This window comes from Streptomyces sp. V4I8 (assembly GCF_041261225.1).
Classification (GTDB): domain Bacteria; phylum Actinomycetota; class Actinomycetes; order Streptomycetales; family Streptomycetaceae; genus Streptomyces.
The window spans coordinates 7000040-7022593 of the sequence record NZ_JBGCCN010000001.1 but is presented as its reverse complement, the minus strand read 5'-3'; the positions used below and the strand labels follow the sequence as shown (position 1 = coordinate 7022593).

Genomic DNA, 22554 nt, shown 5'->3' with positions numbered 1-22554 from the left:
GCTCGTGTGACCCCCCTCTACGCGCGTCACAAGCGCACCACTCTGGCCATCGCCACCGCCGTCGCGGCCGGAGCCCTGCTCACCACCGGTCTGACCACCGGCACTTCGGCCGCCACCCCCGTCGACGCCGGCACCAAGGTCACCCCGCTCGCCGCGCCGGTCGCGCTCGCCCCCGCGGCGCGCACCGCGCTCATCAAGGACCAGCAGGCCGAGGCGGCCGGGACCGCCGACGCGATAGGCCTCGGCGCCCAGGAGAAGCTGGTCGTCAAGGACGTCGTCAAGGACGCCGACGGCACGGTCCACACCCGCTACGAGCGGACCTACGCCGGCCTGCCCGTCCTCGGCGGCGACCTGGTCGTCCACGAGTCGGCGGCCGGCGCGACCAAGGGCGTCACCAGAGCGACGAAGGCCACCATCAAGGTCGCCTCGCTCAAGCCGGCCGTCAGCGCGGCCAAGGCCGAGGGCCAGGCCGTGAAGCTGGCCAAGGCGGCCGGCTCGGAGAAGACCGCGGCGGACCAGGCGCCCCGCAAGGTGATCTGGGCGGCCGACGGCAAGCCGACCCTGGCGTACGAGACGGTCGTCGGCGGCCTCCAGGAGGACGGCACCCCGAACGAGCTGCACGTCATCACCGACGCGGCCACCGGCGAGAAGCTGTTCGAGTACCAGGGCATCGAGACCGGCAGCGGCAAGAGCCTCTACTCGGGCACGGTCACCCTCGGCACGACCCTGTCGGGTTCGACGTACAGCCTCACCGACGGCGGACGCGGCGGCCACAAGACGTACAACAAGGCCCGCAGCACCAGCTCCTCCGCGGGCACCCTGTTCACCGACGCGGACGACACGTGGGGCACCGGCGCCGCCTCCAGCTCCTCCAGCGACCAGACGGCCGCCGTCGACGCCGCCTACGGCGCCCAGGTCACCTGGGACTTCTACAAGAGCACCTTCGGCCGCAGCGGCATCAAGAACGACGGCAAGGCCGCCTACTCGCGCGTCCACTACGGCAACGCCTACGTCAACGCGTTCTGGGACGACAGCTGCTTCTGCATGACGTACGGCGACGGCGAGGGCAACACCAAGCCCCTGACGTCGCTCGACGTGGCCGGCCACGAGATGACGCACGGCGTCACCTCGAACACGGCGGGCCTGAACTACTCCGGCGAGTCGGGCGGCCTGAACGAAGCCACCTCCGACATCTTCGGCACGGCGGTGGAGTTCTACGCGGCGAACTCCAGCGACGTGGGCGACTACCTCATCGGCGAGAAGATCGACATCAACGGCGACGGCACCCCGCTGCGCTACATGGACAAGCCCAGCAAGGACGGCGCGTCGGCCGACAGCTGGTCGTCGTCCCTCGGCGGCCTGGACGTCCACTACTCGTCCGGCCCGGCGAACCACTTCTTCTACCTCCTCTCGGAGGGCAGCGGCGCCAAGACGATCAACGGGGTGAGCTACAACTCCCCGACGTCCAACGCCTCCACGGTCACCGGCATCGGCCGCGCCAAGGCCGCCGCGATCTGGTACAAGGCCCTGACCGAGTACATGACGTCGACGACCAACTACAAGGCCGCCCGCACGGCGACCCTGAACGCGGCGTCCGCCCTGTACGGCGGCACCACCAGCACGGAGTACAAGGCTGTGGCGGCCGCGTGGTCGGCGGTCAACGTCAGCTGACACAGGCGCAGCCGACAAGGGCGGCACCCGGGACGAAGGCATCCCCGGGTGCCGCCCTACGCTTGGGCCTCATGTCCTTCACGTACGACGCCGTCGGCGCGACCCGGGAGAACGGCTTCTGCCCGCCCGGCTTCCACCCCCTCCATGTGCGCTCCCGCATAGGCGAGGGCGAGGAGGTCTTCCGCAGAGCCGCCGAAGCGGTCATGACCTGGGAGATGCACCGCGCGCTGGGCGTCGGCATCGACGCGTCCGCCGACCGCGCGGCCCCCGACGTCGACGTCACGGTCACCCTCGCCGGCCTGATCAAGGCCCCGTGCCGGGTGGTCTGGACGGCCCAGGAGCACCGGCGCGTCGGCTGGGCCTACGGGACGCTTTCCGGTCATCCGGAGTGCGGCGAGGAGTCCTTCATCGTGGACCGCACGGGGGACGGCACGGTGTGGCTGACCGTGAACGCCTTCAGCCGCGCGGCCAAGTGGTACGCCCGGGCGGGCGGACCGGCGACGCGCGGCCTGCAGCACGCGTATGCGCGGCGGTGCGGCAACGTGTTGCGACAGCTGTGCGAGCGCGAGTTGGGGGAGAGCTGAGGGACACCCCGGCCCTCCCGAGGCGTCACCGCATCAGCACTCCCGCCTCTTCCCCCACCCCCTCCGAAGGCACCGCCACCAATCCCAGCTCCGCCCCCGACGCCAGCAGCCGATGCGCCGGCAGGATCCGCACCGTGTACCCGTACGGTCCCGTCCGGTCCAGGGCCAGCGGGCCCTCGTAGACCCACCGCCCCTCCGCGTCCGGGCTGCCCACCGGCTTCAGCGGCACCGTCGAGGCATCCGCGATGCGGTCCTGGGAGTCCACACGGCCCGAGACCGCCTGGACCTCCACGTCCTCCGGTCCCAGGTCGCCCAGTCCCACCCGCACCCGGAGACTGAGCGTCGAGCCGAGTTCCGCGGTGGGGGTCGCCGCCGATGTCTCGACGTGGTCGACCGTGACGCCGTGCCAGGCGGACCGCACCCGCGTCTTCCAGCCCGCCAGTTCGCGCGCCGCGTCCGGGGTCATCGCCCGGTGAGCGTGCGCGGCCGGGGTGTAGAGGCGCTCCACGTACTCGCGGACCATCCTGCCCGCCAGGACCTTCGGGCCGAGGAGGGTCAGGGTCTGGCGGACCATCTCGATCCAGCGGTCGGGGAGGCCGTCCTGGCCCTTTTCGTAGAAGCGGGGGGTGACGCGCTGTTCCAGCAGGTCGTAGAGCGCCGCCGCCTCTATGTCGTCGCGGTGGTCGGGGTCCGTGCCGGTGCCGTCCGCCGTGGGGATGGCCCAGCCGAAGTCGGGCTGGAACCACTCGTCCCACCAGCCGTCCAGGACGGAGAGGTTGAGGCAGCCGTTCAGGGCCGCCTTCATGCCGGAGGTGCCGCAGGCCTCCAGGGGGCGCAGGGGATTGTTCAGCCAGATGTCGCAGCCGGGGTACAGCTTCTGTGCCATCGCCATGCCGTAGTCCGGCAGGAACACGATGCGGTGCCGGACCCGTGGGTCGTCGGCGAACCTCACCAGCTCCTGGACCAGGCGCTTGCCGCCGTCGTCCGCCGGGTGCGCCTTGCCCGCGACCACGATCTGGATCGGGCGCTCCGGGTGCAGGAGGAGGTCCATCAGGCGGTCGCGGTCACGGAGCATGAGGGTGAGGCGCTTGTACGACGGGACCCTGCGCGCGAATCCGATCGTCAGGACGTCGGGGTCCAGGACTCCGTCGATCCAGCCCAACTCGGCTGTCCCTGCGCCGCGTTGACGCCACGACACGCGCAGCCGCTCCCGCACCTCCTGCACCAGCTGCTCGCGCAGCACCCGTCGCAGCTCCCAGATGTCCTGGTCCGGGATCTCCCCGACGGCGTCCCAGCGGTCCGAGCCGCCGACGGTCATCGCGTCCTCGGTGCGCCGGCCGCCGATCTGGCGGGCGCCGAGGCGGAAGACCTCGGGGGCGACCCAGGTCGGGGCGTGGACGCCGTTGGTGACCGAGGTGATGGGGACCTCGTCGGGGTCGAATCCCGGCCAGAGTCCCGAGAACATCTCGCGGCTGACGTTGCCGTGGAGGAGGGAGACCCCGTTCGCCCGCTGGCCCAGCCGCAGGCCCATCACGGCCATGTTGAAGAGGTTCGGTTCGCCGCCGGGGTAGGTCTCCATGCCGAGCTGGAGGATGCGGCCGACCTCGATGGTGGGGAGCTCGGCGGCGGGGCCGAAGTGGTGGGCGACCAGCTCGCGGTCGAAGCGGTCGATGCCGGCCGGGACGGGCGTGTGGGTGGTGAAGACCGTGCCGGCGCGGACGGCCTCCAGCGCCGAGTCGAAGTCCAGCCCCTCGGCGCAGAGTTCGGCGATCCGCTCCAGGCCGAGGAACCCGGCGTGGCCCTCGTTGGTGTGGAAGACCTCGGGTTCGGGGTGGCCGCTCAGCCGGCAGTACGTCCGGACCGCCCGCACTCCCCCTATACCCAGCAGCATCTCCTGCAGCAGCCGGTGCTCGCTGCCGCCACCGTAGAGCCGGTCGGTCACCCCGCGTTCGCCGAGGTCGTTCTCCTCGACGTCCGAGTCGAGCATCAGCAGCGGCACCCGGCCGACCTGGGCCAGCCAGACGCGGGCGTGCAGCGACCTGCCGCCGGGCAGGGCGAGGGAGACCTGGGCGGGGGTGCCGTCGGGTTCCTTCAGAAGGGCGAGCGGCAGTTCGTGGGGGTCCAGGAGCGGGTAGTGCTCCTGCTGCCAGCCGTCGCGGGACAGGGTCTGGCGGAAGTAGCCGTGCCGGTACAGCAGCCCGACCCCGATGAGGGGTACGCCGAGGTCGCTGGCCGCCTTGAGGTGGTCGCCGGCGAGGATGCCGAGGCCGCCGGAGTACTGGGGCAGGGCGGCCGTGATGCCGAACTCGGGTGAGAAGTAGGCGACGGCGGCGGGGAGTTCGGCGGACTGCTCCTGGTACCAGCGGGTGCCGGTGACGTAGTCGTCGAGGTCACCGGCCACGGCGGTCAGCCGGCGCAGGAAGCCGCGGTCCTCGGCCAGCTCGGCGAGCCGCCCGGGCGGCACGCGGCCCAGCAGCCGTACGGGGTCGTTGCCCGAGGCGGCCCAACCCTCGGGGTCGACGGACTGGAAGAGATCGCGGGTCTCCGTGTGCCACGACCAGCGCAGATTGCGCGCGAGCTCGCTGAGCGGCCGGAGGGGTTCCGGGAGGACGGGTCGGACGGTGAATCGACGGATCGCCTTCACTTGCCACCTCGTCTGGCGTGTGGAAGGGGACGCACCGCGGTGTGCGTCCCGTCGTCAATGTCGACGGTAGTGGTTACCGCGGGGTCGTTGGGGGTGGACCTCGCGGCGGATCAGGGTCTTTCGGAGTGATCGGCGCTTTCGGGGCCCTCGGCGTGCGCCGAGTCCTCGGGGTCGGTGAACTCGATGTCGGGAGGGAGGGTGTGGCCGAGCTGTTCGAGACGGCGGGCGACCTCGGCCGGGGTGCGATTGAGGTGGTGGGCGGTGCGGAGGATGTGGGTGAGGGGGACAGGACCGGTCGCGGCCAGCCAGGTGACGGAAGGCTGCGAGCCGTGGCGGAGCAGGGCCACGTCCTCGTCCGGCGTCCAGTCGCCGGAGGCCGGCCGGGGTGCCACGTCGTACTCCCAGCCGCTCAGCAGCCCGGCGATCTCCTCCGGCCCGATCGCCGGGTACGTGTGCGCGGCGCGGACCACGTGGTGCCACGGAACCTGGCGGTCCGTCTCCAGCCAGGGCTCCAGGCCGTCCTGGGCCCTGCTCATCAGGACCAGGTCGAGATAGTCCTGAACCGGCCATGGCTGGTCGAGCCCCGGCACCTCGTAGCCGAGTTCGGCCAGTCGCCGGGCGATCTCCAGGTCCGACTGCCCGTGGTCCCTGGCCACGGCGAGCACGGCGGAGGGGTGCAGGACGGGCGGGACGGTCGTGACGGAGTACTGGCCCTTGTCGTAGAACCGGAGCACGTCGTCGACGAGCCGCTCGTACATGCGCAGGTCCTCGGCGGCGGGCAGCGCGGGCGGCTCGATGCCGAGCCCGACAAGCCGGCCGACCAGCAGCTCCGCGCTCTCCTGTCGGGCGCGGGCGATCCTGAGGACGTGGTGCAGCGGGACCGGCCGGTGCTCGTCGAGCCACGGCGTCTGGCCGTCGCCGTCCCGGCTGATGAGCGCGAGGTCGAGCGCGTCGGCCCGGCTGGGCACCCCCGCGGCGGGAAGCCGGTGTCCGGCCGCGGTGAGTACCTCGGCGACACGGTCCGCACGTCCGGGGAAGGTGCGCACGGCCAGGACCAGGTGCGCCATGGTCACGGGCCGGTCCTTCGGCAGTTCGGGGCCGTGCGGTTCGACGTGCCGCCTCAGCACCAGCCTGATCCGGTCCTCCGGCGCCGACACCATGGACACGTCGAGTTCGTCGTCGGGTGGCACCTGGAAACCCAGTCGGGCCAGCTGGCGCGCCAGGTCGTGAAGGTCGTCGCCGGGCTGGTGGATGTCGTAGAGCATCTCGGCGGTCAGCCGTGCACCCGTCGCGAGCCACGGGCGGATGCCGTCGCCGTCCCTGCTGAGCACCCGGGCGTCCTCGACGTCCTCCAGCCGTCGGAGGATCTCGTCGTCCGGCAGTTCGAAGCCGAATTCCCCCAGCCGGTCGGCGGCGTACCGGACCGGCACGCCGGCCGCCCTGGCGGCGCTCAGCACCGCTCCGGGAGAAAGAGGTACACGGTCCTCCAGGTCGTCCAGGTCGAGTTCGCTCAGGAGCAGTTCGTCCGTGGGACGGGCGACGGGAAGCGGGGAGCGGGGCAGGACCCCGGAGACCGGACTCGCGGCGGCCCAGACTCTGGCCCGCCACTCCACGAAGACGCCGGTCTCGTCGTACTCGATGACCGCCGCTGCTCCGCCGGCCGTCGAGGAGCGTTCGAGAATGTCCTCGTCACGGGGGCAGCAGCCGACCACTTCGGCGGCTGCCGTCACGTCCATCCCGTCGGGCGTACGGAACGAGAACCGGTGGCCGCGTGCCACGGCCTGCGCGGCGATCAGATCGGCGAGCAGCGCCTGACGCCGCTCGGGGGCCGGCGGAACCGTCCGGCGGCCGCGTTCCGACCAGCCACCGACGACCAGGGCGTTCAGCCAGTGCAGGGACAGTACGTCCCCGTCGAACAGCGCCGCGATCTTCTCGGCGAGCAGCCTCGAAACGTGCCTCTCGTGGTCGTCCAGCATCGCCCCGCGGTCCAGCCGCAGCCTCGGCGCGTGCCCCCCGGTCAGATTGACCACGCACCCGAAACGGGCCTCCCCGGCCCACAGCCCGTCCGCGAGGACCGCCCCGCGCCCGGCGCACCACCACACTCCGTCCCCGGCGTCCTGCGCCGGAGCCCTGTCCCCGTTCTCGAACCGCCACGCGGCGACCGGATCGGAGATGTCACGGCCGACGTACTCGGACAGCTCCCGGGGCCGCCACACCAAGGGCTCGTTGCCCTGTTCCTCCACCCGCACGGAGAAGTCCGACACCCACAGGTGCCTGCGCATCACCTTCCCGCACGACACCTGGTCCTCGGGATTGCGCAGATACAGCCGCACCGCCGTCCCCGCCTGCCGCCGCACCCCCTTCGGCCGGATCCGGAACAGTGCCCCGGGCCCGTCGATGGTGACCTCCAGGCACTCACGGGGCAGCAGGTCCTCCCCGAGCCGGGTGGTCGTCACCCTGATCTCGTCGGCGAGCATGAAGTAGCTCAGGACGCCGATGCCGAACCGGCTGTTCGGATGGAAGGGGATCCCTGCCGCATCCCACGCGGCCCGCTCCTCCAGGAACTTCCGCTCCTCCACGAACCGGCTCCCCGCGAAGGCGAACAGATGGCGCAGCTCGTGGCGGCCCATGCCGATGCCGTTGTCCCGGCACTCGATGAAGCGACGGCCGTCCTCCTCGCCCTGTACGAAGACGATCTCGCCCTTCCAGTCCTCGTCCTCCACCCGGTCGTCGGGATGTTCGAGGTTCCACAGTTCGGTGCGGGCGCGCCGGTACCGGCAGGCGTCCAGGGCGTTCTGGTAGAGCTCGCGCAGCGCCAACGTACGGTCCTGGTAGAGCTGTTCGCCCATGAGCAGGTCCCGGACCCGGTCGCCGTCGAGCCGGAAGCGTACGTCGGCCAGGAGGTACCGGGGTTTCCCGTCCTCGCCGAGGGAGGCCTTGACCTTGCCCGCGCCGAGCGCGGCCGGGACACCCCAGGCCGGCGCGCGTACACCGGCCGGCCCGTGCAGCAGTGTGCGGACGGTGCGGTCGAGGGCGTCGGCGTGCTCGCCCAGGGCGAGTTCGACGGCCTCGTGCGGGCACTCGGCGGACAGCACCCGCCGCCGCGCCCCCTCCCGCAGCCAGGTCAGCCGGTCCAGCGCCGCACGGAAGGCCCCGCCGTCGACCGGTGCGCTGATGCCGAGGTGTTCGGCGACCAGGGAGGACAGCAGGACCGGGTCCACGGCCATGTGGTGGGCGACGGTGAGCAGGACGCCGGTCTTCTCCCAGTCGACGACGTGCTCGGCGGCCTCCAGCGCGGCGACGGTCTCCGGCTCGGGCGACCGCGGCCGCTCCAGATCCAGGCCGATCAGCTCGACGAGCTGGCTCAGCCGGGCGGGGGCGAGCACCTCGCGGACAAGCGGTGGCTCGAACTCCGGCCCGTCCGGCAGGACTTCGAGACCGGCGAGACCGGAGTGCCGTACGGCTTTCCGGGTCGCGGGCAGCCGCAGCAGCCACTGCCTGGCCAGCCACCAGGCGACGGCGCGGGCCTCACCGTCCCGGCCGCGCTGCCGGGCCCGGCGCTCGCGGTCCCGGAGCGAGAGGTGTCCGTCGCAGTACCGGTCGAAGGCTGCCCGGTCGGCGAAGCCGCACTTCGCGGAGGCGGGGGTGCCGTCCTCGAGGGTCCACGGTCGCAGGTCGCGGGCCAGCCAGGCGTACAGGGTGCCGAAAGCGGCGTAGAGGAAGGGGCCCACGACCAGCAGGGCCGCCTCGGTGAGGCTGAGGTCGACGCCGCGCGTGGTCCGGTCGCCGGCCTGAGCGGGGGCGGGGCCCGAGTCCCGCAGCATCCCCGCGATGCCGCGGCTCATGCGGCGCTCGATGCCCGCGGGCCGCCAGATGTCCCCCTGTTCGGCGAGCCAGGCGTCGGCGGCGTCGAAATCGCGCCCCCACAGGCCGACGAGCTGGACGACCGCGTCCCGTACCTGTGCGACGGCCTGCGCCTGCTGCGCCTCGTCGAGCTGCTCGCACACGACCCGCTGCCAGGCCTCGTGCTCGACGGCCTGGTCCTGCCACCGGTGGTCCGGTGCCGGGAGGTCCGCCTCGGTTCCCCGGTCGGGGAAGAGCAGGAGGTCTTCCCTGCCGGTGGCGTAGTTGACCTGGACGCACTGGTCGGCGAGGACCCGGTTCGCGCGGGCGATCACGCGGACCCGCTCGTCGAGCAGGGGCTCCACGGCGTCGAGGAGGCCGGGAGCCGTGGTGTCCCGGGCCATCTCGGTGAGGGCCCGGGTGAAGTAGGAGAACTCCTTGGGCTCGTCCCCGGCCGGGGCGTCGGCCTCGGCCCCGAACTGTGCCTTGCCGTAGCGGTTGCAGGCGTAGACGTGGGCGTAGCGGGGGGAGGTGAGGAGGTCGGGCTCGTCGTAGCCCATGGCGCCCTTGCCCCAGGCAAGCCTGTCGGTGGGGGCCTTGGAGTACGAGTCCAGCTCCACCCGGCAGGCGTCGACGGCGACCACCAACTGGTCGGCGTTGCACCGGTGGACGAGGTACTTGCCGAACTCGATGGGCAGGCACGTCTCCTCGAAGTGCAGGGACTCCCGGACGGCGGGGCCGGTGATCAGGTAGTCCAGGCCCCCCTTGTGGAAGCCGTGCCCGGACAGGACGAGCAGCAGGTGGTCACCCGGCGCCGCGCTCGCCAGGAAGCCCGCCACCTCTTCCTTGAGCGCCGTTCCGTTCCGCTCGTCGGCGTCGACGACCTCCGCCTCGTCGTACCCGGCGGTCTTCAACGCGTCGGCCAGCACCCGCAGTTCCGTCGTGATGAATGGCATCGACGGAAAGGAGGAGTCGCTGTAGTGGTCGACGCCGATCAGCAGCGCACGGAACCGCCGCGCTCTCCCGCTAGCGCTCACTGCTGTCAGTGCCGGTCGGCCGCGGGGTCAGCGTCAGCAGGATGCCGCCGGTGCGCTGGGCCTGCGAGCCGACACCGAGGACGACGAGCTGGCCGGAGGCGGTCAGCTGGCAGGAGACCTGTACCTCGGAGATGCCCCAGCCGTCGGGGCCGGCCTGCTGGAGGCCGGCGAAGGCGTCCCTGAGGCCGTTGAGCGTGCGGGTCAGCTGGACGTTCAGGTCGGCCGGCTTGAAGCTGCGGCGCCGTACTCGGCCCCCGTCGTCTCCACCGCCACCTCGCGGGCCGGCCGCCTTGTCGAAGCCGCGGCGTTCCTCCCCCGCGTCGTCCACCACGAGGAACTCCAGCTCCTCCGTGCCCGCTTCACCGGCCGGCTCCTCGGCATACGGCTCCATGCCCCGGCTCCCCCACACTCGTCACGACACCTCGGGAGCCGATCATAGGACCCGGCCCGGGCCACCGCCCGGCGTTCACCGCAGTTCGCGCCCCATCTGTCATTCCCGGCATGCGGAGCCCTGTCCGGCCAACCTTCCCGACACCACCGCTCCGACCGAAAAACGCCGCAACCTTTACACATCCCCCATGGCCGATATGGCCGATTCCGCCCCCGTAGGCGTCCTTGTGGCGACTTCTCACGTCACGAGAGGGTGACTGGTGGCGCACCGGCCGAAGCGGGGTGCACCCCGTGCTCCAGGGCCGCGCGCGCCGAGTCGAGGAGGGGAACTCACACCATGGCACGGACGCGCATACGGCGTCTGCGCTGGGCCGGTGGTCTGACCGCGGTGACCTGTGTCGCCGCGCTCTCGGCCACCACCATGCCCGCGCACGCCGTACCGGAGGGGCGGATACTCGGCGCCGGAGACCCCGGCTCCGTCAGCGGCAGTTACCTGGTGACACTCAAGGGGGGAACGAAGGCACCGTCGGCGGCCGGAAAGAGCCTCGCCGACAAGTACGGGGCGAAAATCAGCCACACCTACGGCACGGTCCTCAACGGCTACGCCGTCCAGGCCAACGAGAGACAGGCCAAACGGCTCGCCGCGGACTCCCGGGTGGCCTCGGTCGTCCAGGACACCCGCGTGACCCTGGAGCACAACCAGAAGAACCCGCCGTCCTGGGGACTCGACCGCATCGACCAGGCCAACCTGCCGCTGGACAAGAGCTACACCTGGCCCGAGTCCGCGGGCAGCGGAGTGACGGTGTACGTGATCGACACCGGCATCCGCATCTCGCACAAGGACTTCGGCGGCCGGGCGAGTTACGGCTGGGACTTCGTCGGGGGCGACCGGACCGCGAGCGACGGCAACGGCCACGGCACCCATGTCGCCGGCACGATCGCGGGCAAGCAGTACGGCGTCGCCAAGAACGCCAGGGTCGTCGCCGTACGCGTCCTCGACAACGCCGGCGGCGGCACCACCGCCCAGGTCATCGCGGGCATCGACTGGGTGACCAGGCACGCGAGGAAGCCGGCGGTCGCCAACGTCAGCCTCGGCGGCTACCGCAACGCGCAGCTGGACGCCGCCGTACGCAACTCCATCGCGTCCGGCGTCACCTACACGGTCGCGGCGGGCAACGACGGCCTGCCGGCCGGCCTGTACTCCCCCGCGGCGGTGAAGGAGGCCATCACCGTGGGCGCCACCGACAAGAAGGACGCGCGGGCGGGCTTCTCCAACTTCGGCCCGGTCCTGGACCTGTTCGCCCCGGGCGTGGCGATCACCTCCGCGTCGTACGCGAGCGACACCGGCAGGGCGACCTACTCCGGTACGTCGATGGCGTCGCCGCACGCGGCGGGGGTGGCCGCGCTCTATCTGGCCGACCACCCGAAGGCGTGGCCCGCACAGGTGTCCAAGGCCCTTGTGGCGCAATCCGTGTCCGGCAAGGTCTCCGGGCGTGGGCTCGGTTCGCCGAACAAACTCCTGCAGGTACCGGGCTCGTAGCGGCCACTTATCGGCCAAGTGCAGGCACCGGCCCCGTTCCTGAGGAACGGGGCCGGTCTTGTGTATAGACATACGCGTGAGTAGTTAACAAAGTGCCGGATTGCGTACCCGAATAGGGTGGGAAGGCTCCTCCGGTACACACCACCCCTGCGCCCCCGGGCGCGCCCCCACGCGGCGAAAGCCGCGGTTCGACAGAGTCACCCCGCAGGACCCACCTCCCCACAGCCATCCGCCCACCCAAGATGACGCGGACAGGAGCGGTCATGCCCGCCATGCACCACCAGTCGTCCTCACCCCCGACGTCGCGCACCGCGGCACCACCGGCCCGCACAGTCCCACGCGCCGTCACCGCCGACCCCGGACCGCCGACGCCGGAGCGACCCTCCGCGAGCGACGCGGCCGGCGGCGTCGGGCGCATACCCGTCCTCGACGTCCGCCCGGTCGTCCAGCACGGGCGCAGGCCCGCGAAGGCGGTGACCGGCGAGAGCTTCGAGGTCTCGGCGACCGTGTTCCGCGAGGGACATGACGCCGTGGCCGCCAACGTCGTACTGACCGACCCCGACGGCCGTCCCGGCCCCTGGACGCCGATGCGGGAACTCGCCCCGGGCACCGACCGCTGGGGCGCCACCGTCACCGCCGGCGAGCCCGGCCACTGGACCTACCGGGTCGAGGCCTGGGGCGATCCGGTCACCACCTGGCGGCACCACGCCCAGATCAAGATTCCGGCCGGGATGGACACGGAGCTGGTTCTGGAGGAGGGCGCGCGGCTCTACGAACGTGCCGCCGCCGAAGTGCCCGAGAGCGAGGGGCGGTCCGTGGTCCTCGCGGCCGTCGAGGCGCTGCGGGACGAGAACCGCCCGGCCGCCTGGCGGTTGGCCGCCGCGTTGACACCCGAGGTCGACGCGGTGCTGGGCCGGTATCCGCTGCGGGATCTGGTGACGGCGTCGGATCCGCTGCCGTTGCTGGTGGAGCGGGAGCGGGCCCTTTACGGCTCCTGGTACGAGTTCTTCCCGCGTTCGGAGGGCACGCCGCAGCAGCCCCACGGCACCTTCCGCACCGCGGCGCGCCGGTTGCCGGCGATCGCCGCGATGGGCTTCGACGTGGTCTATCTGCCGCCCGTCCACCCGATCGGCACCACCTTCCGCAAGGGCCCGAACAACACCCTGTCCGCCGGCCCGGACGACGTCGGTGTCCCCTGGGCGATCGGCTCCCCCGAGGGCGGCCACGACGCGATCCACCCCGACCTGGGCACGATCGAGGACTTCGACCACTTCGTGGCGAAGGCCGGCGAACTCGGCCTGGAGATCGCCCTCGACTTCGCCCTGCAGTGCTCCCCCGACCACCCCTGGGTGCAAAAACACCCCGAGTGGTTCCACCACCGCCCCGACGGCACGATCGCGTACGCGGAGAACCCGCCGAAGAAGTACCAGGACATCTACCCCATCGCCTTCGACGCGGACATGGACGGCCTGATCCAGGAAACCCTGCGGGTGCTGCGGCACTGGATGGCCCACGGAGTGCGGATCTTCCGCGTGGACAACCCCCACACCAAACCGGTCGTGTTCTGGCAGCGGGTCATCGCCGACATCAACCGCACCGACCCCGACGTGATCTTCCTGGCGGAGGCGTTCACCCGCCCGGCCATGATGCACACCCTGGCCCAGACCGGCTTCCAGCAGTCGTACACCTACTTCACCTGGCGCAACACCAAGCAGGAACTCACCGAATACCTCACCGAACTCTCCGGCGAGGCGGCCTCCTACATGCGGCCGAACTTCTTCGCCAACACCCCCGACATCCTCCACGAGTTCCTCCAGCACGGCGGCCGCCCCGCCTTCGAACTGCGCGCCGTCCTGGCCGCCACCCTCTCCCCCACCTGGGGCATCTACAGCGGCTACGAACTGTGCGAGAACACCCCCCTGCGCAAGGGCAGCGAGGAGTACCTCCACTCCGAGAAGTACCAGCTCCGCCCCCGCGACTGGGCCGCGGCCGAACGCGAAGGCCGCACCATCACACCCCTCATCACCCAGCTCAACGCCATCCGAAGGGCGAATCCGGCCCTGCGGCAGTTGCGTGACCTCCACTTCCACCACGCGGACCAGGAGGCGGTGATCGCGTACTCGAAGCGAAGCGGTTCGAACACGGTTCTGGTGGTCGCCAACCTCGACCCCCACCACACCCAGGAGGCCACCGTCTCGTTGGACATGCCGCAACTCGGCCTGGACTGGCACGAGTCGGTGCCGGTGCGCGACGAGCTCACCGGCGAGACCTATCACTGGGGCAGGGCGAACTACGTGCGTCTCGAACCGGGCACTCGTCCCGCGCACATCCTCACCGTCCTGCGACCGTCCACCCCGCAGATCGGAGGGTCACCCACAAAATGATCGTCAACGAGCCCGTTCAGGACACCTTCGAGGACACGCCTGCCAGGGATCGTGACCCGGATTGGTTCAAGCGCGCCGTCTTCTACGAGGTCCTGGTCCGCTCCTTCCAGGACAGCAACGGTGACGGCGTCGGCGACCTCAAAGGCCTGACCGCCAAACTCGACTACCTGCAATGGCTCGGCGTCGACTGCCTGTGGCTGCCGCCGTTCTTCAAATCACCGCTCAGGGACGGCGGTTACGACGTCTCCGACTACACGTCCGTGCTGCCCGAGTTCGGCGACCTCGCCGACTTCGTGGACTTCGTGGACTCCGCCCACCAGCGCGGCATGCGGGTCATCATCGACTTCGTCATGAACCACACCAGCGACCAGCACCCGTGGTTCCAGGAGTCGAGAAAGGACCCCGACGGCCCCTTCGGCGACTATTACGTATGGGCCGACGACGACAAGCAGTACGCCGACGCCCGCATCATCTTCGTCGACACCGAGGCCTCCAACTGGACCTTCGACCCGGTCCGCAAGCAGTACTTCTTCCACCGCTTCTTCTCCCACCAGCCGGACCTCAACTACGAGAATCCGGCCGTTCAGGAGGAGATCCTCTCGGCGCTGAAGTTCTGGCTGGACCTGGGAATCGACGGATTCCGGCTGGACGCGGTGCCGTATCTGTACGCGGAGGAGGGCACGAACTGCGAGAACCTTCCCGCGACCCATGAATTCCTCAAACGGGTCCGGAAGGAGATCGACGCCCAGTACCCGGACACGGTGCTGCTGGCGGAGGCCAACCAGTGGCCGGAGGACGTCGTCGACTACTTCGGCGACTTCCAGAGCGGCGGCGACGAATGCCACATGGCCTTCCACTTCCCGGTCATGCCCCGCATCTTCATGGCCGTGCGGCGGGAATCCCGCTATCCGGTCTCGGAAATCCTCGCCAAGACACCGGCCATCCCGTCCAGCTGCCAGTGGGGCATCTTCCTGCGCAACCACGACGAGCTGACCCTCGAAATGGTCACCGACGAGGAGCGCGACTACATGTACGCGGAGTACGCCAAGGACCCGCGTATGCGCGCCAACATCGGCATCCGGCGCCGACTGGCCCCGCTGCTCGACAACGACCGCAACCAGATCGAGCTGTTCACCGCCCTGCTGCTGTCGCTCCCCGGCTCGCCGATCCTCTACTACGGCGACGAGATCGGCATGGGCGACAACATCTGGCTCGGCGACCGCGACGCCGTCCGCACACCCATGCAGTGGACCCCGGACCGCAACGCCGGATTCTCGTCGAGTGACCCGGGACGGCTGTTCCTGCCCACGATCATGGACCCGGTCTACGGCTACCAGGTGACGAACGTCGAGGCGTCCATGTCCTCGCCGTCCTCTCTCCTGCACTGGACCCGTCGCATGATCGAGATCCGCAAGCAGAACCCGGCCTTCGGACTCGGCTCCTACACGGAACTCCAGTCCTCGAATCCGGCCGTGATCGCCTTCCTCCGTGAATACGAGGACGATCTCGTGCTGTGCGTGAACAACTTCTCCCGGTTCGCGCAGCCGACGGAACTGGATCTCCGCAGGTTCAACGGGCGGCATCCGGTCGAACTGTCCGGCGGGGTGCGATTCCCGGCCATCGGTGAGCTGCCGTACTTGCTGACGCTCGGTGGCCACGGCTTCTACTGGTTCCGGCTCCGCAAGGACGCCGTATGAGAGCCCGGCGGGGCGGTTTCTCCCGCCCCGCCCTGGGCACGCATCAGTAACCACCCCGACCGGCACCGGGGAAAGGACGTGACGCCATGTCGAAAGCCGTCACCCGCACCCTCACGACCTCTCCAGGTCTCCTCGCCTCGCTGGACCCACTGCTGCGGGAGTGGCTGCCACGGCAGCGCTGGTTCGCGGGCAAGGGGCGGCCGGTCACCGGATTCTCGCTGGTGGCGGCCACCGAGCTGCTGCCGCCCGGCGGCAAGCTGGGCCTGTACCACCTGCTCGTGCGCGCGCACCAGGCCATCGCGCCGGTGCCGGGCGCCCCGGAGCAGCCCGCGGACTGCTACCAGCTCCTCATAGGCGAGCGCGAGGCGTTGCCGCCGCGGCTGGCGCCCGCGCTGATCGGACACGTGACCGAGGGCCCGCTCGCCGGACGCACGGTGTACGACGCCCTGTACGACACCCGTCCCACCGAACTGCTCCTGGAGGCGCTGCGCACCGGGGCCCGGATCGGCGGACTGCGCTTCGAACACGACGGGAGCCAGGACATCCGGTCCGCTCTGGTGCCGCGCCTGGTCACCTCCGAGCAGTCCAACTCGTCGGTCGTCTACGGCGATACGTTCATCCTGAAGCTGTTGCGCCGGGTCGTGCCCGGCGTCAATCCCGACCTGGAGCTGCCGCTGGCGCTGGCCCGCGAGGGCTGCGACCGGGTGCCCGCGCCGACGGCCTGGATCGGGGCGGAGCTGGCGGGCGACTCGTACGTCCTCGGCGTGCTCCAGCCCTTCGTGCAGGGTGCCGCGGACGGCTGGGAGCTGGCGCTGCGCGAACTGGCCAAGGGCGAGGACTTCGCCGCGGCGGCCCGGGCGCTCGGGCGGGCGACCGCCGAGGTGCACACCGCGCTGGCCCGCACGCTGCCGACCGTGACGCTGGGGCACACCCAGGTGCGACAGCTGGTCGACGGCATGGTCGAGCGGCTGGAGACGGCCGCGCAGGCGGTGCCCGCGCTCCGGCCGTACGCGCCCGGCCTGCGCTCGGCCTTCGCGGCGCTGGCCGACCTGGCCGCCGAGGGGTGCACCTGGACCGCCCAGCGCATCCACGGCGACCTGCATCTCGGACAGTGCCTGCGCTCGCCCGCCGGTCAGTGGTGGCTGATCGACTTCGAGGGCGAGCCGTCGAAGCCGCTGGCCGAGCGGCGGATGCCGCAGCCGCCGGTCCGGGACGTCGCGGGCATGCTGCGCTCCTTCGACTACGCGGCCCACTCGGCCGACCCGCCGATACCGGGCTGGGCCGACACCTGCCGGGCCGCGTACTGCTCCGGGTACGCGCAGGTCAGCGGCGTCGATCCACGCACCGACCCGGTGCTGCTGCGTGCGTACGAGACCGACAAGGCGATCTACGAGGTCGTCTACGAGGCCCGCCACCGCCCCGACTGGCTCCCGGTACCGCTGTCCGCCATACGCCGCCTGGCCGCGGACACCGGTACCCCGTCCCCCTCCACGTCCTCATCCCCACCTTCGCCTAGGAGGCCCCGCCCGTGACCCCCCGCACCACTCCCTCCAGCGGTTCGGATCCGAAGAAGACGGCCGAGAAGCCGGCCGAGAAGCCGGCAGAGCAGACGGCCGAGCCGACGAGCGTCGCGAAGAAGGCGACGACCAAGACGGTGAAGGCCGCCGAGAAGGCCGCGGAGGCCATGAAGAAGGGGACGGCGAAGAAGACGGCCAAGAAGGCCGGCGCGGCCGAGAAGACGGCCGCGAAGAAGGCGCCCGCGAAGAAGGCCCCGGCGAAGAAGGCCGCCGCCAAGAAGGCCGTGGCCAAGAAGACGGCCGCGAAGACGACCACGGCGAAGACCACGGCGAAGACCACGGCGAAGAGCACGGCGAAGAGCACGGCCCCGAAGAAGGCCGCCGCCAAGAAGATCCCCGCGCAGAAGGCGACGGCGCCCAAGAAGATCCCGGCGCAGAAGGCGGCCCCCGTCGAGCCCCCGGCCCCGGTGGACGTCGCCGTCTCCCCCGCCCTCGACGCCGCCGACCGCGACCGTCTCCTCACCGGCACCCACCACGACCCGCACTCCGTGCTCGGCGCCCATCCGGTGCCCGGCGGTGTCGCCTTCCGCGCCTTCCGGCCGTACGCCCTGTCGGTCACCGTCGTCGCGGGCGACCTGCGGGCCGAACTGCACGACGACGGCGAGGGGTTCTTCTCGGGGCTGCTGCCGCTGCGGGACGTACCGGAGGACTACCGGCTCCTCGTGGCGTACGAGGGGTCCGTCCAGGAGACCGAGGACGCGTACCGCTTCCTGCCCGCCCTGGGCGAGCTCGACCTGCATCTGATCGGCGAGGGCCGGCACGAGGAGCTGTGGCGGGCGCTCGGCGCCGAGCCCATGACCCACCAGGCCGTGACCGGCACCCGCTTCACGGTCTGGGCGCCGAACGCACGCGGTGTCTCCCTGGCCGGCACCTTCAACTACTGGGACGGCACGGGGTATCCGATGCGCTCGCTCGGCGGCTCCGGTGTCTGGGAGCTGTTCGTGCCCGGCATCGGCGAGGGCGAGCTGTACAAGTTCGAGATCACCCGGCCCGACGGTTCGAAGACGCTGCGCGCGGATCCGCTGGCCCGCCGGACGCAGACCCCGCCCGACACGTCCTCGATCGTGCACGCCTCGCACCATGAGTGGGGGGACGCGGCGTGGCTGGAGCGGCGCGGGTCGGTGCCGACGCACGAGGCGCCGTTCTCGGTGTACGAGGTCCACCTGGCGTCCTGGCGGCCGGGGCTGACGTACCGGCAACTGGCCGAGCAGCTCCCGGCCTACGTCAAGGACCTGGGCTTCACGCACGTCGAGCTGATGCCGGTCGCCGAGCACCCCTTCGGCGGGTCCTGGGGCTATCAGGTCACCGGCTTCTACGCGCCCACGGCCCGCCTCGGTACGCCGGACGACTTCAAGTACCTGGTGGACGCCCTGCACCAGGCCGGGATCGGCGTCCTGATGGACTGGGTGCCGGCGCACTTCCCGCGCGACGACTGGGCGCTGGCCGAGTTCGACGGCCGGCCGCTCTACGAGCACGAGGACCCCCTGCGCTCCGCCCACCCGGACTGGGGCACGCTGGAGTTCGACTTCGGCCGGCGCGAGGTGCGCAACTTCCTGGTGGCCAACGCCCTTTACTGGTGCGAGGAGTTCCACATCGACGGGCTCCGGGTGGACGCGGTGGCGTCCATGCTCTACCTGGACTACTCGCGTGAGCCGGGCCAGTGGGTGCCGAACGAGCACGGTGGGCGGGAGAACCTGGACGCGGTGGCGTTCCTGCAGGAGATGAACGCCACGGTGTACCGGCGGGTGCCGGGGGTCGTGACGATCGCGGAGGAGTCCACCGCCTGGGACGGTGTCACGCGCCCGACGCACGTGGCGGGCCCGGGTGGCTTCGGGGGCCTCGGCTTCGGGCTGAAGTGGAACATGGGCTGGATGCACGACTCGCTCGAGTACGTGGGCAAGGAGCCGATCCACCGCAGGCACCACCACGACGAGATGACGTTCTCGATGGTGTACGCGTACAGCGAGAACTACGTGCTGCCGATCTCGCATGACGAGGTGGTCCACGGCAAGCGCTCGCTGGTGTCGAAGATGCCGGGCGACTGGTGGCAGCAGCGCGCCAACCATCGCGCGTACCTGGGCTACATGTGGGCGCATCCGGGCAAGCAACTGCTCTTCATGGGGCAGGAGTTCGCCCAGGGCGCCGAGTGGTCCGAGGCGCACGGGCCGGACTGGTGGCTGCTGGACCCGGCGTACGGGGCGGAGCCGGACCACCGGGGTGTGCGGGACCTGGTCCGCGACCTGAACACGGTCTACCGGCACACCCCGGCGCTGTGGCAGCGGGACACCGACCCGTCCGGTTTCCAGTGGGTGGTGGGGGACGCGGCCGACGACAACGTGTTCGCGTTCCTGCGCTTCGACGCGGAGGGGGCTCCGCTGCTGGCGGTGTCGAACCTGTCGCCGGTCGTGCGGCACGAGTACCGCCTCGGTGTCCCGGACGACGTCCCCACCTGGCACGAGACGCTGAACACCGACTCGGCTCGCTACGGCGGCAGCGACGTCATCAACCCCGACCCGATCAAGCCGGAAGCCCAGGGTTGGCACGGACGTCCGGCGAGCATCCGGCTGACCCTGCCACCCCTGGCGACGATCTGGCTACGCCCGGCGTAGCTTCCTCGCCCCCGCCGCCCCAGGGGGCTCCGCCCCCTGGACCCCCATCGGCCTGCGGCCTCGTCCTCAAACGCCGGACGGGCTGAAAATGCCCGGCCCGGCATCGTCCCCAAGGGGCGCGGGGAACTGCGCGACCAGCCCCCACCGGCGGTTGGTCGCGCAGTCGGCATCAGCCGTCGCGGCGGGGGCGGTCACCCGGTTGCCGGCGCCGCCTCCGCCAAGCTCCGCGGCAGCGACCCCGTATGCAGCACCCCCAACCGCTGCGTCGCCCGAGTCAGCGCCACGTACAGGTCACTCGTCCCGTACGACCCCGGCTCCACCACCAGCACGGAGTCGAACTCCAGCCCCTTCGACTGACGCGGGTCGAGGAGGACGACGCTCCGCGTCAGGTCGGGCTCGGCGCCGGCCGTGACGCCGTCCAGGCGCGCGGCCAGCGCCCCGTGCAGATGGCGTGGGGCGATGACCGCGAGGCGGCCCTCGGCGGGGGTGAGCTCCTCGGCCGCCTTGGCGACCGCGCCGGGCAGGTCGTCGGTGGCGCGTACCCAGGGCCGTACGCCGGTCGAGCGCACCGAACTCGGGGGCTCGAAAGAGGGGTCCTGGGCGCGGACGACCGCCGCCGCCAGCTCCATGATCTCGGCCGGGGTGCGGTAGTTGACGCCGAGCCGGGTGTGCTCCCAGCGGTCCTCGACGTACGGCTCCAGGATGCCCGCCCAGGAGCCGACGCCCGCCGCTTCCGCGGTCTGCGCCGGGTCGCCGACCAGCGTCATCGAGCGAGTCGGGCTGCGCCGCATGAGCAGCCGCCAGGCCATCGGCGACAGCTCCTGCGCCTCGTCGACGATGATGTGCCCGAACGCCCAGGTACGGTCGGCCGCCGCCCGCTCGGCGGCGCTGCGGTGGTCCTCCTCCTCATGGCGCTCGGCGAAGCGCTCCGCGTCGATGATGTCGTGCGCGGACAGCACCTCGGAGCCGTCGGGATCGCCCTCCTCCTTGTCCTCGAACTCGTAGGTGCGGGACGCGAACGACACGTCCAGCACGCCCTGCGCGTACGCCACCTGCGTCTCGCGCTCGCGGTCCGCGCGGGCCCGCGCCACCCGGTCGTCCTCACCGAGGAGTTCGGCCGCCTCGTCGAGGAGCGGTACGTCCGCCACCGTCCAGGCCCGTGTCACGGGCCGGCGGATCGCGGCCACGTCGTCGTCGGGGAGGTAGCCCACGGGGTCGGCGAGGAAGTCCGCGACCAGGCGCTGCGGCGTCAGACGCGGCCACAGCTGGTCGATGGCGGCCCAGACCTCGGGGTTCTCGGCCAGCTCGTCACGGATCTGGGTGATGTCGCTGGGGTCGAGGAGACTGCTGCCGTCGTACGGGTCGGTGCCGACGCGCTCGGCGTACAGCTCGGTGAGCGTGTTGAGGATGTGGCCCTCGAAGTACTCGCGGGCCACGTTGTGCTGGAGCCCCGCGGCCCGGGTGCGCTCGCGGGCCACCTTCACCAGGTCGTCGTCGAGCATCAGGATCTCGCGCTCGTGCTCGATCGCGATCACCGGGTCGGGCAGCGACTGCCAGTCGCGTACGACTTCGGCGAGCACGTCGGCCATGTCGGCGCGGCCCTTCACCGCGGCCGCCTCACGGCTGTCCGGGGCAGTGGCCCGTACGCCGGGGAACAGCTCGCCGACCGTGGCCAGCAGGACGCCCGTCTCGCCGAGCGAGGGCAGGACCTCGCCGATGTAGCCGAGGAAGGCGGGGTTCGGGCCGACGATCAGGACCGCGCGCTTGGCGAGCAGCTCGCGGTACTCGTAGAGGAGATACGCGGCGCGGTGCAGGGCCACGGCCGTCTTGCCGGTGCCGGGGCCGCCCTCCACGACCAGTACGCCGCGGTGGGGCGCGCGGATGATCTCGTCCTGCTCGGCCTGGATCGTCTGCACGATGTCGTTCATGCGGCCCGTGCGCGCGGAGTTGAGCGCGGCGAGCAGCACCGCGTCACCGGTCGGGTCCTCGTGGCCGGTCCTGACCTGGTCCCCCAGGTCGAGGATCTCGTCGTGCAGGGCCGTGACGGTACGGCCGCCGGTGGTGATGTGCCGCCGGCGCCGCAGCCCCATCGGGGTGTGGCCGGTGGCCAGGTAGAAGGGGCGGGCGACGTCGGCCCGCCAGTCGATGAGGATCGGTGTGCGCTCGGCGTCGTCGGTGCGCAGGCCGATCCGGCCGATGCGGTGGCTGACGCCGGAGGCCAGGTCGATCCGGCCGAAGCACAGCGATCCGTCCACGGCGTTCAGGGCGGCGAGCAGCCCCGAGCGCTCGGCGACGAGGATGTCCCGCTCCAGTCGGGCCTGCATGGGCGTGTTGCCCTGGGCGAGAGCATCCGTGACGGAGCTCTCGGTGTCGCCGCGCAGCGCGTCCACGCGGGCGTACAGGTCGTCGATGAATTCCTGCTCACGCCGCATTTCACCGTCTTGAAATTCGGTGTTTGACAATTCCGCTCCCGGCCGGATATACTGTGCTCACTGAACTTCTTTGCGACTCGATATCCCTGAAGTCGCGAACCATTGAATATACGCAAAGAAATCCCCCGAGCGCAATTGCTCGGGGG

11 protein-coding genes are annotated in these 22554 nt (G+C 71.1%); 7 read left to right on the top strand and 4 right to left on the bottom strand.

Annotated features, from left to right (window positions below; all coding sequences use genetic code 11):
• The first annotated feature begins 6 nt into the window (after positions 1-6).
• Positions 7-1671 (top strand): M4 family metallopeptidase, encoded by a 1665-nt coding sequence (locus tag ABIE67_RS32005; RefSeq protein ID WP_370264860.1) that lies wholly within the window; start codon positions 7-9, stop codon positions 1669-1671.
• 71 nt (positions 1672-1742) lie between these two features.
• Positions 1743-2255, top strand: a complete 513-nt coding sequence (locus ABIE67_RS32000) for a DUF1990 family protein (RefSeq protein WP_370264859.1) — start codon at positions 1743-1745, stop codon at positions 2253-2255.
• Between the two features lie 25 nt (positions 2256-2280).
• On the opposite strand, the gene ABIE67_RS31995 is transcribed toward ABIE67_RS32000, so the two are convergent.
• The 3 genes from ABIE67_RS31995 to ABIE67_RS31985 form a co-directional block, all read right to left on the bottom strand.
• The gene (locus ABIE67_RS31995; RefSeq protein ID WP_370264858.1) at positions 2281-4899 is read right to left on the bottom strand and encodes a glycosyltransferase family 1 protein; all 2619 of its coding nucleotides are present in this window, start codon (positions 4897-4899) and stop codon (positions 2281-2283) included.
• 110 nt (positions 4900-5009) lie between these two features.
• Complete coding sequence (locus ABIE67_RS31990) at positions 5010-9779, bottom strand: hypothetical protein (RefSeq protein WP_370264857.1); 4770 nt, start codon at positions 9777-9779, stop codon at positions 5010-5012.
• Positions 9769-10170 (bottom strand): hypothetical protein, encoded by a 402-nt coding sequence (locus ABIE67_RS31985; RefSeq protein ID WP_370264856.1) that lies wholly within the window; start codon positions 10168-10170, stop codon positions 9769-9771. The genes ABIE67_RS31990 and ABIE67_RS31985 overlap by 11 nt, the downstream gene beginning before the upstream one ends.
• A 336-nt stretch (positions 10171-10506) precedes the next feature.
• Between ABIE67_RS31985 and ABIE67_RS31980 the strand changes: the two genes are divergently transcribed.
• The 5 genes from ABIE67_RS31980 (at position 10507) to glgB (ending at position 19976) form a co-directional block, all read left to right on the top strand.
• Positions 10507-11709, top strand: a complete 1203-nt coding sequence (locus ABIE67_RS31980) for a S8 family peptidase (protein WP_370264855.1) — start codon at positions 10507-10509, stop codon at positions 11707-11709.
• 263 nt (positions 11710-11972) lie between these two features.
• Positions 11973-14093, top strand: coding sequence for an alpha-1,4-glucan--maltose-1-phosphate maltosyltransferase (locus tag ABIE67_RS31975; protein WP_370264854.1), 2121 nt, complete (start codon positions 11973-11975; stop codon positions 14091-14093).
• Positions 14090-15790, top strand: coding sequence for a maltose alpha-D-glucosyltransferase (gene treS, locus ABIE67_RS31970; protein ID WP_370264853.1), 1701 nt, complete (start codon positions 14090-14092; stop codon positions 15788-15790). The genes ABIE67_RS31975 and treS overlap by 4 nt, the downstream gene beginning before the upstream one ends.
• A gap of 86 nt (positions 15791-15876) precedes the next feature.
• Positions 15877-17322: a maltokinase gene (locus ABIE67_RS31965; RefSeq protein ID WP_370264852.1), complete on the top strand. Its 1446-nt coding sequence runs from the start codon at positions 15877-15879 to the stop codon at positions 17320-17322.
• A complete protein-coding gene (glgB, locus tag ABIE67_RS31960) occupies positions 17319-19976 on the top strand; it encodes a 1,4-alpha-glucan branching enzyme (RefSeq protein ID WP_370264851.1) in 2658 nt (885 codons plus the stop codon). Before ABIE67_RS31965 ends, glgB begins: the two co-directional genes overlap by 4 nt.
• 191 nt (positions 19977-20167) lie before the next feature.
• On the opposite strand, the gene ABIE67_RS31955 is transcribed toward glgB, so the two are convergent.
• A complete protein-coding gene (locus ABIE67_RS31955) occupies positions 20168-22408 on the bottom strand; it encodes an ATP-dependent DNA helicase (RefSeq protein WP_370264850.1) in 2241 nt (746 codons plus the stop codon).
• Positions 22409-22554 lie beyond the last annotated feature (146 nt).

Excerpts from the sequence above, each read along its gene's own strand:
- ABIE67_RS31975 (WP_370264854.1), top strand. The coding sequence starts at position 11,973 with ATGCCCGCCATGCACCACCAGTCGTCCTCACCCCCGACGTCGCGCACC.
- ABIE67_RS31955 (WP_370264850.1), bottom strand. The coding sequence starts at position 22,408 with ATGCGGCGTGAGCAGGAATTCATCGACGACCTGTACGCCCGCGTGGAC.
- ABIE67_RS31965 (WP_370264852.1), top strand. The coding sequence starts at position 15,877 with ATGTCGAAAGCCGTCACCCGCACCCTCACGACCTCTCCAGGTCTCCTC.
- ABIE67_RS32000 (WP_370264859.1), top strand. The coding sequence starts at position 1,743 with ATGTCCTTCACGTACGACGCCGTCGGCGCGACCCGGGAGAACGGCTTC.
- ABIE67_RS31985 (WP_370264856.1), bottom strand. The coding sequence starts at position 10,170 with ATGGAGCCGTATGCCGAGGAGCCGGCCGGTGAAGCGGGCACGGAGGAG.
- treS (WP_370264853.1), top strand. The coding sequence starts at position 14,090 with ATGATCGTCAACGAGCCCGTTCAGGACACCTTCGAGGACACGCCTGCC.
- ABIE67_RS31980 (WP_370264855.1), top strand. The coding sequence starts at position 10,507 with ATGGCACGGACGCGCATACGGCGTCTGCGCTGGGCCGGTGGTCTGACC.